Origin of the sequence: Mangrovivirga cuniculi, from assembly GCF_005166025.1 — a bacterium.
In the GTDB taxonomy this organism is placed as follows: domain Bacteria; phylum Bacteroidota; class Bacteroidia; order Cytophagales; family Cyclobacteriaceae; genus Mangrovivirga; species Mangrovivirga cuniculi.
Genome location: NZ_CP028923.1, coordinates 3,082,393 through 3,095,822 on the forward strand (window position 1 = coordinate 3,082,393; position 13,430 = coordinate 3,095,822).

Below are 13,430 nucleotides of genomic sequence, written 5' to 3' on the forward strand. Positions count from 1 at the left end.
CAGACTTTAATATCAATATCAAATGATAAAAAGAAATAATAGATATAAGAGACTAATTTTTTTACCGCTTTTTATATTATTGGTTGGTTGTGTAGAGTTGTATGATTTCGTTATCGAAGATGAAAGTCCCTATCTAGTAGTTGAAGGTTATATCTCAGATGCTTCATTTAATGAAACACTCACATACCCTAGTGATGGACGCTATTTTACCGTTAAATTATCATATACTAGTGAAGTAACGAATGTTTGGGGTCAGGATGTTAGTGGAGCAATAGTTAAACTGATAGATTCTGAGGATAACACCTGGTATTACACGGAAGTTTATACTGATGACAGACCGGTCTACCAATTATTAGACAATACTTTTGAGGCTGAATCCGGAAGAGAATATAAGTTGCACGTCACCCTGCCTGATGAAAATATTTTTGAGTCGGAATGGGTTAGCCTTCCATCGTTATCTCCCGAAGTAGGTGAGGTAAATTTTACTGAGGAAGATAAGGACGGATATGATTATATAAGGGGAGAAAAAGAAGTAGTTACCATTAAGGGGATCACTGCTTCCGTAGAGTTACCAGAGCATAATCAGAATGACACCTATTTTTATAAATGGACTTTTGACCCAACTTACATAGTAAAAACGCCATATGACATTCCTGATGGAAGTCCTATACCAGCATATTGCTATGTTACTAATAAATACTTTTTGAATGTTTTCACCCTTCAGGAAGATATAACCGGTGGTTACCAACAAGACCTCTTTTTCCTGGAAGTTATAGGAAATGAAAGTATGGATGATTGGTTATCAGTGCTTATAGTTCAACAGTCATTAAATAAGGAATACTTTTTCTTTTGGCAGGAATTAAAAGAATCAAATTCAGGAAATCCAATCATTGAAAAGCAACCATTTAATCTTGCTACTAATTTCAAATCAGTAAATTCTGAAAGTCAGGTAGCAGGATACTTTGATGTTGTATCAGAAAAAGCTACCAGGTGGTATTTTAATCACGATATGTTATCATATGATACGGAGGATGCCTGGGCAAGTATGTGTGCATTAGCAATAGGCCCCGGGCCTCCTCCGGACGGTTGTGAAAATTGCCTGGAGTACCCAAAAGGTATTGTAACGGATCAAAAGCCTTCATGGTGGAATCCAAACTAAACAATATAAAATTCGAATCCCTGGTATGTAATTTGTGCCAGGGATTTAATTTTTATAGTGATTAAATCGCCTTTCCTTCTTACTGTATAGATTGTAATTCATTAATAATTTAATTAAATTAATAAATAGTATTATACCCTCCGGTTTGTACTATTCAATTAACATACAACTCTTTCTACTAAAATTATGAGGCTGGCAAAATTTATAAAAAACCATAAGGAATTGATCATAGATGAATGGGTCAATTATGCTCAAAATTACATTGAACCAGCCTTAGATATGGGACCTGGAATGATAGAAGACCATATCAGTGAAATGCTCGATCAGATTCCACAGGAAATGGAACAATTCCAGACCAAAGAAGAAAGAGAAGAAAAATCAAAAAATCTGGAAAAAGTACTGGAACCGGATAACAAACCGTCCAAACTTCATGGAGAACAGCGAGTAGACATCGGTTTTGATATCGTACATGTAAGTTCGGAATTTCGTGCATTAAGAGCCAGTGTATTGCGACTTTACGATGAGAAAATCGGTGTTGAAGCAGGTGAACAAAAATTTCAGGATATAATTCGATTCAACGAAGCGATAGACAGAGCCTGGATGCATTCCGTAGCTCGTTATCATAATTTAATGGATCAAAGTAAAAACTGGTTTTTAGGGATTTTAGGACATGATCTGCGCAGCCCCCTGGCCAGTATAGCTTCAATACAGGAATTGCTTTCTAAAACTGAAAACCTTTCTCCCGATGGAGAAGAGCTTTTACAACACTCAAGAACAAGCATTAGACGGATGAATGACCTCATCAGCAATTTGCTTGAATTGACCAATTTACGACTTGGAAGTGGAATTACTGTAAATAAAACCAACTGTGATTTAACCTCACATTGTAAACATATTATTGAAGAATTTAAAATAACTTATCCAAAAGCTGATATTCAAATAAATTCACCAGGCCCCATAAACGGGCAATGGGACGATCTTCGAATTGGACAGGTCGTAGCCAATCTTATAACTAATGCATTGCGTTATGGTCGACCTGGAGGTCCAGTGGTTGTAAACCTGTCAGCAAAAGACAAAGAAGCAACGATTGCTGTACATAATGAAGGGGAGCCAATACCTGAAAACAAAAAAGAAATAATATTCAACGGTATGTTTAAGGATACTGAAGAAAATGAAGATTCCAGGCAGAGTAGCTTTGGATTCGGGTTGTTTATTGTCAACAAAATTGCAGAAGCCCATGATGGATCAGTAGACCTGGAGAGCACAAAGGAAAAGGGTACAACCTTCATGGTAAATCTGCCTCGATATTAATTAGATTAAGTTAGCAGGATTCAAGTAAAGTTATTTACCTATTCCACTAACTAACTTAATACCTCGCTTAAGGCAATTTCATTCCTTATCAGTATATTCTCATAATACTATCAGGCTTTCTATCCATATATTTAGATAGACTATACTTAGGAACATCAATTTTAAAAATTATATTGAATCCGGAGTATAAAATAATCCATAGAATGGAATGAAATCATTCCGGTATCTTTAAAATCTCAGGCCTGTAAGCAAAATATTTTTCTCATATAATAAATCTGCTTCAATTTAATTGAAAGTGAATACAACCATAGGAACGCCATTATGCAGAAGCTCAGGCACACCATGGTAGATTTGTTTCCTGATAAGCAATGGAAACACCGCCTGATGGATTTTAATAACATACCCGAAACCGACTGCGGTGTTTTGATGGATTTGCTCGATTGTGTAGAAAAAGAAGTAATCCCTGAATTGGAACAAAAAAGCAGCTAAGCTTGCTTTATAGCCTAAAACCATTAATTTCCTATAACTTAAATACTACATAATCTGTCAAAGCCACAAATCATGAAAAACACATTTCTTATCTCCATATTCATTTACGGAATTTTTTTTTCGCAAATTATCTTTGGTCAAACCATCGACAAAAAAGACCTGGAAGTTAAAATTGACGCCATGGTGCCAAGCCAGGTAAATGATTCTACCCCGGGAGTAGTAGTTGGAGTTGTTCATAATGGTGAGCTGATATTTAGCAAAGGATACGGAATGGCAAATCTAGCTTATGGCATCCCCAACGATCCTAAAATGGTATACAACATAGGATCGGTAAGTAAGCAATTCCTTGGCTATGCATTTGCTATGCTACATGTTAAAGGCGATTTAAATATTGATGATCCTGTAAGTAAATACCTGGAAGAATGGCCGGAATTTGATCATCCCGTCACACTAAAACATTTACTCTCCCACACAAGTGGTTACCGGGAAGCATATACCATGTCTCATCTTGGAGGCAGAAGAATTGGTGTTGATCATCTCTCCAGGGAAGAATGTCTGAATGTTGTCAGAGCTCAACCTGATTTAGAATTTGTACCAGGATCACGATGGACTTATAATAGTACCGCCTGGGTAATCCTGGCTGAGGTTTTGAAAAAAGTAACCGGAGAGGAAGCGGATACCTGGGTTGAAGAAAACATTCTCAAACCATTGGATATGCATAGCACTCAAATTGAAAGTTATGTCGGAGAGGTAATTAATAATGCGGCAGAATCATATTCACTGGAAAAAGATAATGGCTTTAAAAACGAAGAAAGTAACCGGGCTATATTTGGAGCAGCCGACATATATACAAACATACCGGATTTGGTCAGGTGGATCAACAATTATCGAACTGCAGAAATCGGAGGTAGTGAGGTGCAAAATCTCTTTTTTGATCCATTTATTCTTAATAATGGGACTAATTCTGAATATGCATTAGGAATAAGGTCTCAAAAATACCGTGGTTTAAGACGATACGGGCATACAGGCGGTCATGAAGCTTTTTCCACTCAATTGAGCTATTTTCCTGATCATGACTTAGGTATTATTATCATTTCAAATTTTGGTGGCAATGGTTGGTTTGCATCATCAAAAATTGCAGACCTTATGCTCGAAGAATTTATGACCTCCTCTTCTGATAAAAAGAGAAAACCGGTTGCTTTAAATAAAGATGCGCTGAAAAAATTTGAAGGCCTATACCTCTCCCCTGCTTCAAACAGCACGATAGAGTTTATTATCTCTGATGATACACTAACAATCGACGGACAAAGAAAACTTATACCTATATCGGAAAACATGTTTACAATGGACGGATGGAATGGAAGCATTCAGTTTAACGAACTGGAAACCGGAGAAACTCAATTAACTATTATTAATGGCACGGAAGAAAAACTAAGAAAAGTTAAAAAATGGGAGCCACAAGTAGAAGAATTGAAAGAATTTGAAGCCAATTACTGGAGTGAGGAACTGGAAACTGTTTATCATATTGTAACGAAGGATGATAGTCTCGTTATCAACCACCGTTGGATGGAAGAAATAACATTAGAGCCAGTGACCAACGACCTGTTTAAATCCGATAGAGGGATGAGCCTGAAATTTGCCAGAAATAAGAATGGAGAGATAAAAGGGTTGAGTATATATAGTGGCCGAACTATGAATGTGTATTTTCAGAAACAGTAAGTCTGATAAAGCATGAAATAAAATCTAACTGCAAATTGGCAGCCTTTTTATAACAATAAATTTATTTGATATGATCTTACAATTCATCAGATTGAAGACAAATCTTCCGGAAGAAGAATTGCTTAAAAGGGCAAAAGACAGACAGCCTCAATTTAAAGCCATTGATGGTCTTCTTCAGAAATATTATGTTAAAACCAGTCAGGAAGGAGAATATGGAGGTATTTATATATGGGATTCTCCTGAGTCACTCCAGTCCTTTAGAAATTCAGACCTGGCAAAAAGCATTCCCGGGGCTTATGAGATTACAGAAGCCCCGGATGTTGAACTTATGGACATTCTTTTTCAACTAAGGGATTAAACAAAACTAGTTATGAAAACTGAATTCCTTGAAATTTCTCCTGTTTTACCCAGCCAGGATATTAACAGAGATGTAGATTGGTATAAGAAAAATGTAGGTTTTACTTTGTTGCATAAAGACAATATGTATGCAGTTTTGAAGAGAGAGAATTTATGCATTCACCTGCAATGGCATGCAGACACAGACGATGATCCTCTTCTTGGAGGGTCAGTCATAAAAATTTTTGTCAAAAATATACATCCGATATTTAATGAGTTATTGGAAAGGGGAACTGTTTCAAAGGAGAAATTGAGATTAGAAACTCCCTGGAAAACCAATGAATTTGGGTTTTATGACCTAAATAAAAATTCTGTCTTTTTTGTAGAAGATATCTAACACATTTTAGCCATGGTCAAATACTTCATTCTTTTTGTTTCCATTTTTAGTTTATACAGCACTAAAATAAATGAAGAAAAGATTCTTTTTTCATCCGGAAGAAATGGAAACTCGGACATTTTCATCATGGATGCTAATGGTAAAAACCAGATAGCATTAACTCAAAATCAGGAAGAAGATTGGGCACCAACATGGATAGATAAGAATAATATTAGTTTTTTGAGGCAAAAGGGAGACTCAATTGTCAGAGTAAAATTAAATTTAAGAAACGGGAAAGAGTCAACATTAAGTCATCCTGTGGATTGCAATTTAACAGATAAAAACACCCTTTATTCAAGTAATAAAACCCATGAATTATATTCCTGCAAGGACGATATCTTCATTTTAAACCCCGAAAATGGTAAATCAATTAATATTACAATTAATCTTAAAGGAAAGGCTCTATATCCGGGCTGGAGTAGCGACGGCAATAAAGTCTTATTTACCAGTAATCACTCAGGCACAAATGAAATCTACTTGTATGATTTGAACTCAAAAGATATAATTCAACTAACAGATTCAGATTCAAATAATGAGAGAGGTGATCTTTCTCCGGATGGTAAACTTTTAATTTACAGTTCAGATTATTTTGAAAAGGGAAATCAGGATATTCTGATTAAGAATCTGGATACAGGTGAAATTAAACATATATCTAACAGTCCGGGGATGGAACTTATCGCTCGATTTTCATCAGACGGAAATGATATCTTTTATGGAAGCAATAAAGACGGAAACTGGGAAATTTATTCTTATAATTTAAATTCAGAAACTCATACAAGGCTCACTAATAACAAAGAGTTTGATGGTGACCCTCGGGTGTTAAAACACTAATTTTTAAGTTCGGTTTGTAGTCGATTTAATCCTTCATCCCTGTGTTTAATACCTATTAGCAAATCAAGTTTTTAAATCTATATAGTTAAAAAAGAGGATTCTCTTTAAAAAAGCTAAGTTTAAGGATTAAACTAATAACAAACATGCAAGATTTACGATTAAACGATTTTCCCATTAAAAGCTATGATAAACTCCGCTATGCTGATACAGACAAACTAGGGCATGTAAATAATGCAGTGTTTTCTACATTTTTAGAAACGGGTAGGGTTGAGTTTTTCTTTAACAGCTCAAATCCTATTACAAGTGAACATACCAGTTTCGTCATTGCATCATTAAAGCTTGACTTTGTAAATGAAGTTCATTGGCCTGGCCAGGTAGAGATTGGTACGGGGTTCTTAAAATCGGTAACAGCTCCATTGTTCTTTTTCAAATGATCTTTCAAAATGATATATGTGTTGCAAAAGCTGAAACCGTCATCGTTCAAACACATAAAGAGAAAAAGGGGAGTCATCCATTAAGCGAAAAGGCAAAAGAAGCAATTGGTGAAATGTTATTGAAGAAATAGCTTATCACTTTCTAAGAGATAGAATAGAAAATCAAGGTAATCAATTTAATATACGATCTGGTGTTTATTAACAAAATGGCAACAAATAAAAATAGGGTAAAGAAATACATTGCTGAATCTATAAACCTGGAAGATATTTATTATGAATCAATCTTATCAAAAACCAAGACTACAACAATCCGAATTGGATATGTGATATTCAATGATATAACAACTAACTTAACCTTTAACAGTAAACCAACAATAAAAGCAATAATTAAAAAACTGGATTATAGTAAAACCTTTAGAGCCCTTGATAAAAATGATGCTGTCAACGATGGATATGAATCAGTCGATAAGCTTAAAAATGATTTAAAGAAGTATTACCCTGATATAGAGGATGATTCACCGTTAACGATAATAACCTTTCTTCCTTTATAGGAAAAATAACTAGCAAGATAAAAAATAGGGCTAAAAACAACTTATTCAATCCTAATACCAAAAGGTTAATATTGTTTTTCCAATCTAAATAATTATTTTAGCATCAGGAATTAATAGAGCATTAAGCAATAAAATTCACAATGAAGGTTTATTGCAAAAACTTAATCTAACAACCAATTATATTTATCATTTATGAAAAAAACAGCATCACTTTTAGTAATTGGATTTCTTTTTGTTTCATGTTCACACAAAGAATGCTGTACAATTGTTGATACAGAAGTCCTAATAATGTATTTAAATGATAGCGGTGAAAACTTATTTGAAATAGAGGATGGCTATACTGAATCAAATGTAAGGGTATATTATAATATCGACGGATCATGGAAGAGGGAATATCAAGGAGGTGGTATGGTAGAATATGAGGATGGAACATATTTAAGCGTGTCCCCAAGTTTGTATATCTTAGAAGATGGTTATTCCGAAACCAAAATTGAATTTTCAAATTCTGAAATTGATATCATGAGAACAAAAATCAGTGACGGTCATAATACATATGTAACTGAGGTATATTATAATGGTGAATTCAAATGGGAAAGTGGAACCTTCAGGTCATTTGAAGTGGTAAAATAATTTGATGTGCAAAAAGGTTTGATTTATTCAATCTGAAATCTAGGCATATAAATAAAAAATAACCAATCTCCCTCGTTTCGAATAAGAACGTATGTGGTTACGATCGAATTGCTGAAATGTAATTTTTAATTGTTTTTTCAGTATTACTAACGCTGATCTCAGTCCCCGCTCGCTACTCTGCGCTAAACAAGTGGAATAGATATTAGCCGGATTAAAGATTCTTTGAAAACAGTAGGTAATTGCAAATGTGGTACAGCATTATATTATAATTAAACTTCCACGGAGAATTATTACAGGTTTCAAGATACTTTAATGCTCTTTGGAATTTGTAATTCCGAAGTCCTATCCTTGGATTTTTAATCCATAATTCGAAGTGAACGGCTAAATAAGCAGCCTATTATATAAATTCGGCCATCGTCTTCATTTGCAATGAGGATCTACGAGGTTGGCGATTGTATCGCTATTTAAATCAATCCCTTTTAATTGACCAATATCACCTCCTCAAGTGAAAATGATCATTCCTTTTCACCTGATTATTTCCTTTCTTAAGCGGAGTAAAATCTACTACCCGCTATGAAACTGCTGCAGCTAATCATCTTTGTGATATTAATTTTTCTGTTTCCAATTCTCATAAAAGGTCAGGATGCTAAACAAATTGTACAAAAAGCTGATCTGAAAAGACGTGGAGACACTGGCAAAGCGACTATGACCATCACCATAAAGCGACCTACCTGGAAGCGTGAAATGAAATTAAAAAGCTGGTCTCATGGTACAGATTATTCTCTTATACTAGTTACTTCACCTGCACGCGATAAAGGAACTGTTTTCTTAAAAAGAGATAAAGAAATATGGAACTGGATCCCTTCCATCGAAAGAAACATTAAGCTCCCTCCTTCTATGATGATGCAATCGTGGATGGGTTCAGACTTCACTAATGACGATCTAATTAAAGAATCCTCAATCGTAGAAGATTACGAACATTCCCTTGTTGGTGATTCCGTAATACTGGGAAGACCTGTTTACAAAATACAGCTTATCCCCAAACCCAACGCACCAGTGGTATGGGGCAAAATTTATAGCTGGATAGACAAAAATGATTTCATGGAACTCAAAACTGAACTCTATGACGAGGACGGGTACCTTGTTAACAAGGTCATTTATTCTGATATAAAAGAGCTCGGAGGAAGACTCCTTCCGGCAAAAATGGAATACATCCCAGTAGACAAAGATGGGCATAAGACCATCATAGAATACGAATCCGTAGCCTATAACATTCCCATAACAACAGACTTTTTCTCCTTGCAAAACATGAAACGTGTAAAGTAAGATGTTACTAAAACTGGCCTGGCGAAACATTTGGAAAAACCGTAAACGCACTCTGATTTCAGCTACCAGTATTGTATTTGCAGTAGTTTTAGCCACTTTGATGAATTCGGTAACGGAGGGAGTTCTTTACAAATTACAGGAAAATGTGGTTTCCTTCTATTCCGGTGCTGTTCAGGTACACAAAGACGGTTACTGGGACGACCAGTCCCTCGATAACTCTATGATGACAAATGATACCCTCATCAATCAACTAACCTCACATGAAGGCATTAACGGAGTTATACAACGATTAGAATCCTTCGCCTTATCTGCCTCTGAAGATCATACCCGTGGATGCATGGTGGTTGGAATAGAACCTGAAAACGAACCCATGGTTACCGGAGTAGATAAGAAAATAACCAAAGGCGAATACTTAAATAAAGGTGACAATCAGGTTCTTGTTGCTGAAGGCTTAGCTCAATATTTAGGATTGGATGTTGGTGACACGCTTGTAATTATCGGCCAGGGATATCATGGCATTAATGCTGCGGACAAATTCCCTATTAAAGGATTGCTTCATTTTGCCAGTCCGGACCTCAATAAACGAATGGTCTACCTCCCTATAAAACTGGCCCAACATCTTTTTGGTGCTCCGGACAGGGTCACTGCATTAGTTTTAGCTGTTGATAATGTGGTCGAAGCCGAAGAACTGGAAAAGGAACTCAGTCGAACGGTTTCTGCTGAATATGAGGTGATGGGATGGAAAACAATGATGCCCGAACTTCATCAGCTTTTACAAAATGAGCGTGGTGAAAACCTGGTTTTTCAAATGGTCCTTTACATCCTTATTGCATTCGGAATTTTCGGTACTGTTTTAATGATGACCCTGGAGCGACAGTATGAGTTCGGTGTCCTGGTAGCAATCGGGATGAGAAGAATTAAACTCTCTGTACTGATAATCCTGGAAAATATATTAATCACTCTCATTGGAGCAATATCGGGTACACTATTAAGTATTCCGGTGGTTATGTATTTTCATTTTAACCCTATCCAGGTAGGAGAAAGTTTGCAAAAAATATATGAAGAATGGGGGTTTGAACCCATCTTTTATTTTTCTGTTGATCCTGTGATTTTCATCAGGCAAACAGTGATCGTTCTCATCATTGCTTTAGTGATATCCATCTATCCACTATTGAATATTCTTAGACTGGAACCCGTTACGGCAATGCGTAAATAACTTAAATTAATATTAAGATGCTGTTTACTATAGCATGGAAAAACATCTGGAGAAATAAAGTAAGAAGCCTGGTAGTGATAATCGCAGTAATGCTAGGGATGTGGGCGGGGTCATTCATCCTGGCTTATATGTATGGTATGATAGACCAGCGTTTACAAGATGCTATTGGTAATGAGGTTTCCCACTTACAGATTCATCACCCGGATTTTGACCGCGATAATGACCCGAAATATTTCATAAAAAAAGCGAAGACATTCTGGCCGAGATCTCCAGAGATGAGAAAGTCAAAAATATCAGTGGAAGAGTACTGGCTTTTGGAATGGTAGCATCTCCCGGCACCAGTTCCGGAGGTAAATTCATAGGCATTGATCCAGCGTCAGAAGATAGTGTCACCCAACTCAGCCAAAATGTTACCGAGGGAGAATATTTATCTCCACAAGATAAAAACAAGGTAATTATCGGTAAGAAACTAGCTGAAAAACTTAAAGTAAAAGTACGATCAAAAATTGTCCTGACATTTCAGGATATAGATGGAAATATTGTGGCCGGAGCATTTAGGATTGTTGGTATTTTCCAAAGTTATAACTCCACACTTGAGGAAATGAATTTATATGTCAATCAGGCTGACCTTGCCGGGTTACAAAACACAGAAAACAATGTACATGAAATAGCCATTCTTTTAAATGATGCTGACGAAGTACCGGAATACAAAAAAGTGCTTTTTGACAGATATCCATCATTGCTCACTCAAAGCTGGAAAGAACTAGCCCTGAACTTGGCTTTATGATCGACTCACTGGACCAGTATATGGTTATCTTCTTCGTCATCATTTTACTGGCATTATCCTTTGGTATCGTTAACACTATGCTTATGGCTGTACTTGAAAGAGTAAGAGAAATAGGCATGCTCATGGCAATTGGAATGAACAAGTGGAAGCTATTTGCTATGATCTCACTAGAAACGATCTTCATGGTAATGATTGCAGCTCCTCTGGGATTGCTTTTAGCATACATTACAATTGAATACCTGGGAACTCATGGCCTGGACATGACCGGACTTTATAAAGAAGGTTATTCAGCCTATGGATTTAAACCCATTATCTATCCTCAGCTGGATATGAGGTATTATTTTAATATCCTTATTCTGGTTGCAGTAACAGCCGTGCTGGCATCAATATACCCTGCCATCACGGCATTGAGACTTGATCCCGTAAAAGCCATTAGAAAAATATAAGTTATGAAAGAAGATAATCATAGCAATTGTGTAATCCACACCGAAGAGCTTTCTAAAGTATATGATGAAGGGGCTGTTCCTGTGAAGGCAGTTAACAATGTTCATCTCCACATCGAAAAGGGAGAATTTACTGCTCTTGTTGGACCTTCCGGATCCGGAAAAACAACTTTACTGAATTTGCTGGGTGGCCTGGACTCACCAACTTCAGGAAAAGTGTGGATCCACGGAAAGAATATCTCCACACTGAAGAAAAACCAGATGATCGATTTTCGCTTGCACAACATCGGTTTTGTTTTCCAGGCTTATAACCTGATACCGGTTCTCACTGCCAAAGAGAATATCGAATTTGTCATGCTATTGCAAAAAGCAGGTAAAGAGGAACGAAAGCAAAGAGTCGAACAATTATTACAGGAAACAGGACTGGCAGATCAGGGTGATAAAAGGCCGGGTGAACTTTCCGGAGGCCAGCAACAAAGAGTTGCCGTAGCCAGAGCACTTGCATCAAAACCCCAATTTGTATTGGCTGATGAGCCAACAGCTAATCTAGATTCTAAAACTGCCGGAAACCTGCTTGACATGATGGCCAGGCTTAACAGAGATGAAGGCATGACCTTTATATTTTCTACCCATGACCAGCGAGTAATAGACAGAGCCAGAAGAGTGATCACGCTGGTGGATGGTGCTATTTCAAAGGATGAAGTCCGGGAAACCAAAAACGTAAGTTCTTAAACGATGCTTCGGTACTGGATATTTATATTATTTACTATCGCAATTCCTTCAATATACGCACAAAAAGAATCAGAAGAACAAAAAAACTGGACCTTATCAGGGTATGTAAAAGACATGCTCACGATAAACATCGCAGAAGACTCTACCCTGGTTGATAACCTCATACACAACCGACTCAACTTTGATTGGTATCCCGATGATCAGTGGCACTTTCAATTTGAATTACGCACCAGGCTATTTTACGGTAGCTTAGTGAAAGCTATCCCGAACTACGGAGAGTTTATCGATCAAAATAATGATTACTTCGACTTCTCATTTTACGGTCCCAAAAATGAATCCTGGTTGTTTCACACGATGATCGACCGGGTTTATATCGAATGGTACAATGAGAAATGGGAAGTTCGGGCAGGAAGACAACGAATAAACTGGGGTGTCAACCTGATCTGGAACCCGAATGACATTTTTAATACCTATTCATTTTTTGACTTTGATTATGAAGAACGACCGGGTAGTGATGCAATCAGAATTAAAAGATATTTGGGATTTGCATCAAGTCTTGATATAGCTGTTACCGTGCATGATAACTTTGATGAAATGGTTATGGCCGGCATGTATAAATTCAATAAGAAAGGATATGACTTCCAGGTTTTTGCAGGAAAAGCAAGGCAGGATATTACTATCGGTTTGGGTTGGGCAGGTAACCTGGGAAATGCCGGATTTAAAAGTGAGATAAGCTACTTTAAACCATATACCAATAAAAAATTATTTAACAATGCGTTACTGGCTTCGATATCAGTTGACTACAGCTTTGAAAATTCATTATACCTCCATGGATCATATCTTTATAATTCTGATGGAGATAAAGAATTATCGTCAGAACTACCGATAGATAATTCCCGCCAACGGCTAACGGTTCGGGATCTCTCACCACTCACCCATTCAGTATTTTTGCAATCCTCATATAACATTCATCCATTACTTATCGGGGATTAGCAACTATCTACTACCCTACTACCCAGGCGATATTCCT

General features: G+C 36.7%; 17 protein-coding genes. All 17 read left to right on the forward strand.

Features of this window, described 5'->3' with window-relative positions; all coding sequences use genetic code 11:
* Nucleotides 1-22 precede the first annotated feature (22 nt).
* The 17 genes from DCC35_RS13490 (at nucleotide 23) to DCC35_RS13565 (ending at nucleotide 13,393) form a co-directional block, all read left to right on the forward strand.
* On the forward strand, nucleotides 23-1,159 hold the full coding sequence (locus tag DCC35_RS13490; RefSeq protein WP_137091303.1) for a DUF4249 family protein: 1,137 nt from the start codon (nucleotides 23-25) through the stop codon (nucleotides 1,157-1,159).
* Between the two features lie 186 nt (nucleotides 1,160-1,345).
* Entirely contained in the window at nucleotides 1,346-2,470 is a 1,125-nt protein-coding gene (locus tag DCC35_RS13495) for a sensor histidine kinase (protein WP_137091304.1), read from the forward strand.
* A gap of 321 nt (nucleotides 2,471-2,791) precedes the next feature.
* Nucleotides 2,792-2,959 carry a hypothetical protein gene (locus DCC35_RS20720; protein ID WP_175402823.1) on the forward strand — a complete coding sequence of 56 codons (168 nt, stop codon included), beginning with the start codon at nucleotides 2,792-2,794 and terminating at the stop codon, nucleotides 2,957-2,959.
* 72 nt (nucleotides 2,960-3,031) lie between these two features.
* Nucleotides 3,032-4,678: a serine hydrolase domain-containing protein gene (locus tag DCC35_RS13500; RefSeq protein WP_137091305.1), complete on the forward strand. Its 1,647-nt coding sequence runs from the start codon at nucleotides 3,032-3,034 to the stop codon at nucleotides 4,676-4,678.
* 70 nt (nucleotides 4,679-4,748) lie between these two features.
* On the forward strand, nucleotides 4,749-5,036 hold the full coding sequence (locus tag DCC35_RS13505) for a YdhR family protein (RefSeq protein WP_137091306.1): 288 nt from the start codon (nucleotides 4,749-4,751) through the stop codon (nucleotides 5,034-5,036).
* Nucleotides 5,037-5,048: 12 nt separating this feature from the next.
* Entirely contained in the window at nucleotides 5,049-5,411 is a 363-nt protein-coding gene (locus DCC35_RS13510; RefSeq protein WP_137091307.1) for a VOC family protein, read from the forward strand.
* 12 nt (nucleotides 5,412-5,423) lie between these two features.
* Entirely contained in the window at nucleotides 5,424-6,281 is an 858-nt protein-coding gene (locus DCC35_RS13515) for a TolB family protein (RefSeq protein WP_137091308.1), read from the forward strand.
* Between the two features lie 143 nt (nucleotides 6,282-6,424).
* Nucleotides 6,425-6,715 (forward strand): acyl-CoA thioesterase, encoded by a 291-nt coding sequence (locus tag DCC35_RS13520; protein ID WP_217495846.1) that lies wholly within the window; start codon nucleotides 6,425-6,427, stop codon nucleotides 6,713-6,715.
* Nucleotides 6,716-6,921: 206 nt separating this feature from the next.
* Nucleotides 6,922-7,266, forward strand: coding sequence for an ASCH domain-containing protein (locus DCC35_RS13525; protein WP_137091309.1), 345 nt, complete (start codon nucleotides 6,922-6,924; stop codon nucleotides 7,264-7,266).
* 192 nt (nucleotides 7,267-7,458) lie between these two features.
* Nucleotides 7,459-7,896, forward strand: a complete 438-nt coding sequence (locus DCC35_RS13530) for a hypothetical protein (RefSeq protein ID WP_137091310.1) — start codon at nucleotides 7,459-7,461, stop codon at nucleotides 7,894-7,896.
* Nucleotides 7,897-8,469: 573 nt separating this feature from the next.
* On the forward strand, nucleotides 8,470-9,222 hold the full coding sequence (locus DCC35_RS13535) for an outer membrane lipoprotein-sorting protein (protein ID WP_137091311.1): 753 nt from the start codon (nucleotides 8,470-8,472) through the stop codon (nucleotides 9,220-9,222).
* Nucleotide 9,223: 1 nt separating this feature from the next.
* Nucleotides 9,224-10,438 (forward strand): ABC transporter permease, encoded by a 1,215-nt coding sequence (locus DCC35_RS13540; protein ID WP_137091312.1) that lies wholly within the window; start codon nucleotides 9,224-9,226, stop codon nucleotides 10,436-10,438.
* Nucleotides 10,439-10,455: 17 nt separating this feature from the next.
* A complete protein-coding gene (locus tag DCC35_RS13545; protein WP_137091313.1) occupies nucleotides 10,456-10,764 on the forward strand; it encodes a hypothetical protein in 309 nt (102 codons plus the stop codon).
* On the forward strand, nucleotides 10,758-11,225 hold the full coding sequence (locus DCC35_RS13550; protein WP_246070015.1) for an ABC transporter permease: 468 nt from the start codon (nucleotides 10,758-10,760) through the stop codon (nucleotides 11,223-11,225). Before DCC35_RS13545 ends, DCC35_RS13550 begins: the two co-directional genes overlap by 7 nt.
* Nucleotides 11,222-11,671 (forward strand): ABC transporter permease, encoded by a 450-nt coding sequence (locus DCC35_RS13555; protein WP_137091315.1) that lies wholly within the window; start codon nucleotides 11,222-11,224, stop codon nucleotides 11,669-11,671. The genes DCC35_RS13550 and DCC35_RS13555 overlap by 4 nt, the downstream gene beginning before the upstream one ends.
* Before the next feature lie 3 nt (nucleotides 11,672-11,674).
* Complete coding sequence (locus DCC35_RS13560; RefSeq protein ID WP_137091316.1) at nucleotides 11,675-12,400, forward strand: ABC transporter ATP-binding protein; 726 nt, start codon at nucleotides 11,675-11,677, stop codon at nucleotides 12,398-12,400.
* A 3-nt stretch (nucleotides 12,401-12,403) separates the two neighbouring features.
* Nucleotides 12,404-13,393: a hypothetical protein gene (locus tag DCC35_RS13565; RefSeq protein ID WP_137091317.1), complete on the forward strand. Its 990-nt coding sequence runs from the start codon at nucleotides 12,404-12,406 to the stop codon at nucleotides 13,391-13,393.
* The last annotated feature ends 37 nt before the right edge of the window (nucleotides 13,394-13,430 follow it).

Coding starts and splice junctions, on each gene's coding strand:
- DCC35_RS13490 (WP_137091303.1), top strand. CDS start 23: ATGATAAAAAGAAATAATAGATATAAGAGACTAATTTTTTTACCGCTT.
- DCC35_RS13515 (WP_137091308.1), top strand. CDS start 5,424: ATGGTCAAATACTTCATTCTTTTTGTTTCCATTTTTAGTTTATACAGC.
- DCC35_RS13525 (WP_137091309.1), top strand. CDS start 6,922: ATGGCAACAAATAAAAATAGGGTAAAGAAATACATTGCTGAATCTATA.
- DCC35_RS13500 (WP_137091305.1), top strand. CDS start 3,032: ATGAAAAACACATTTCTTATCTCCATATTCATTTACGGAATTTTTTTT.
- DCC35_RS13545 (WP_137091313.1), top strand. CDS start 10,456: ATGCTGTTTACTATAGCATGGAAAAACATCTGGAGAAATAAAGTAAGA.
- DCC35_RS13560 (WP_137091316.1), top strand. CDS start 11,675: ATGAAAGAAGATAATCATAGCAATTGTGTAATCCACACCGAAGAGCTT.
- DCC35_RS13530 (WP_137091310.1), top strand. CDS start 7,459: ATGAAAAAAACAGCATCACTTTTAGTAATTGGATTTCTTTTTGTTTCA.
- DCC35_RS13555 (WP_137091315.1), top strand. CDS start 11,222: ATGATCGACTCACTGGACCAGTATATGGTTATCTTCTTCGTCATCATT.
- DCC35_RS13535 (WP_137091311.1), top strand. CDS start 8,470: ATGAAACTGCTGCAGCTAATCATCTTTGTGATATTAATTTTTCTGTTT.
- DCC35_RS13495 (WP_137091304.1), top strand. CDS start 1,346: ATGAGGCTGGCAAAATTTATAAAAAACCATAAGGAATTGATCATAGAT.
- DCC35_RS13510 (WP_137091307.1), top strand. CDS start 5,049: ATGAAAACTGAATTCCTTGAAATTTCTCCTGTTTTACCCAGCCAGGAT.
- DCC35_RS13540 (WP_137091312.1), top strand. CDS start 9,224: ATGTTACTAAAACTGGCCTGGCGAAACATTTGGAAAAACCGTAAACGC.
- DCC35_RS13520 (WP_217495846.1), top strand. CDS start 6,425: ATGCAAGATTTACGATTAAACGATTTTCCCATTAAAAGCTATGATAAA.
- DCC35_RS13550 (WP_246070015.1), top strand. CDS start 10,758: ATGGTAGCATCTCCCGGCACCAGTTCCGGAGGTAAATTCATAGGCATT.
- DCC35_RS13505 (WP_137091306.1), top strand. CDS start 4,749: ATGATCTTACAATTCATCAGATTGAAGACAAATCTTCCGGAAGAAGAA.
- DCC35_RS13565 (WP_137091317.1), top strand. CDS start 12,404: ATGCTTCGGTACTGGATATTTATATTATTTACTATCGCAATTCCTTCA.
- DCC35_RS20720 (WP_175402823.1), top strand. CDS start 2,792: ATGCAGAAGCTCAGGCACACCATGGTAGATTTGTTTCCTGATAAGCAA.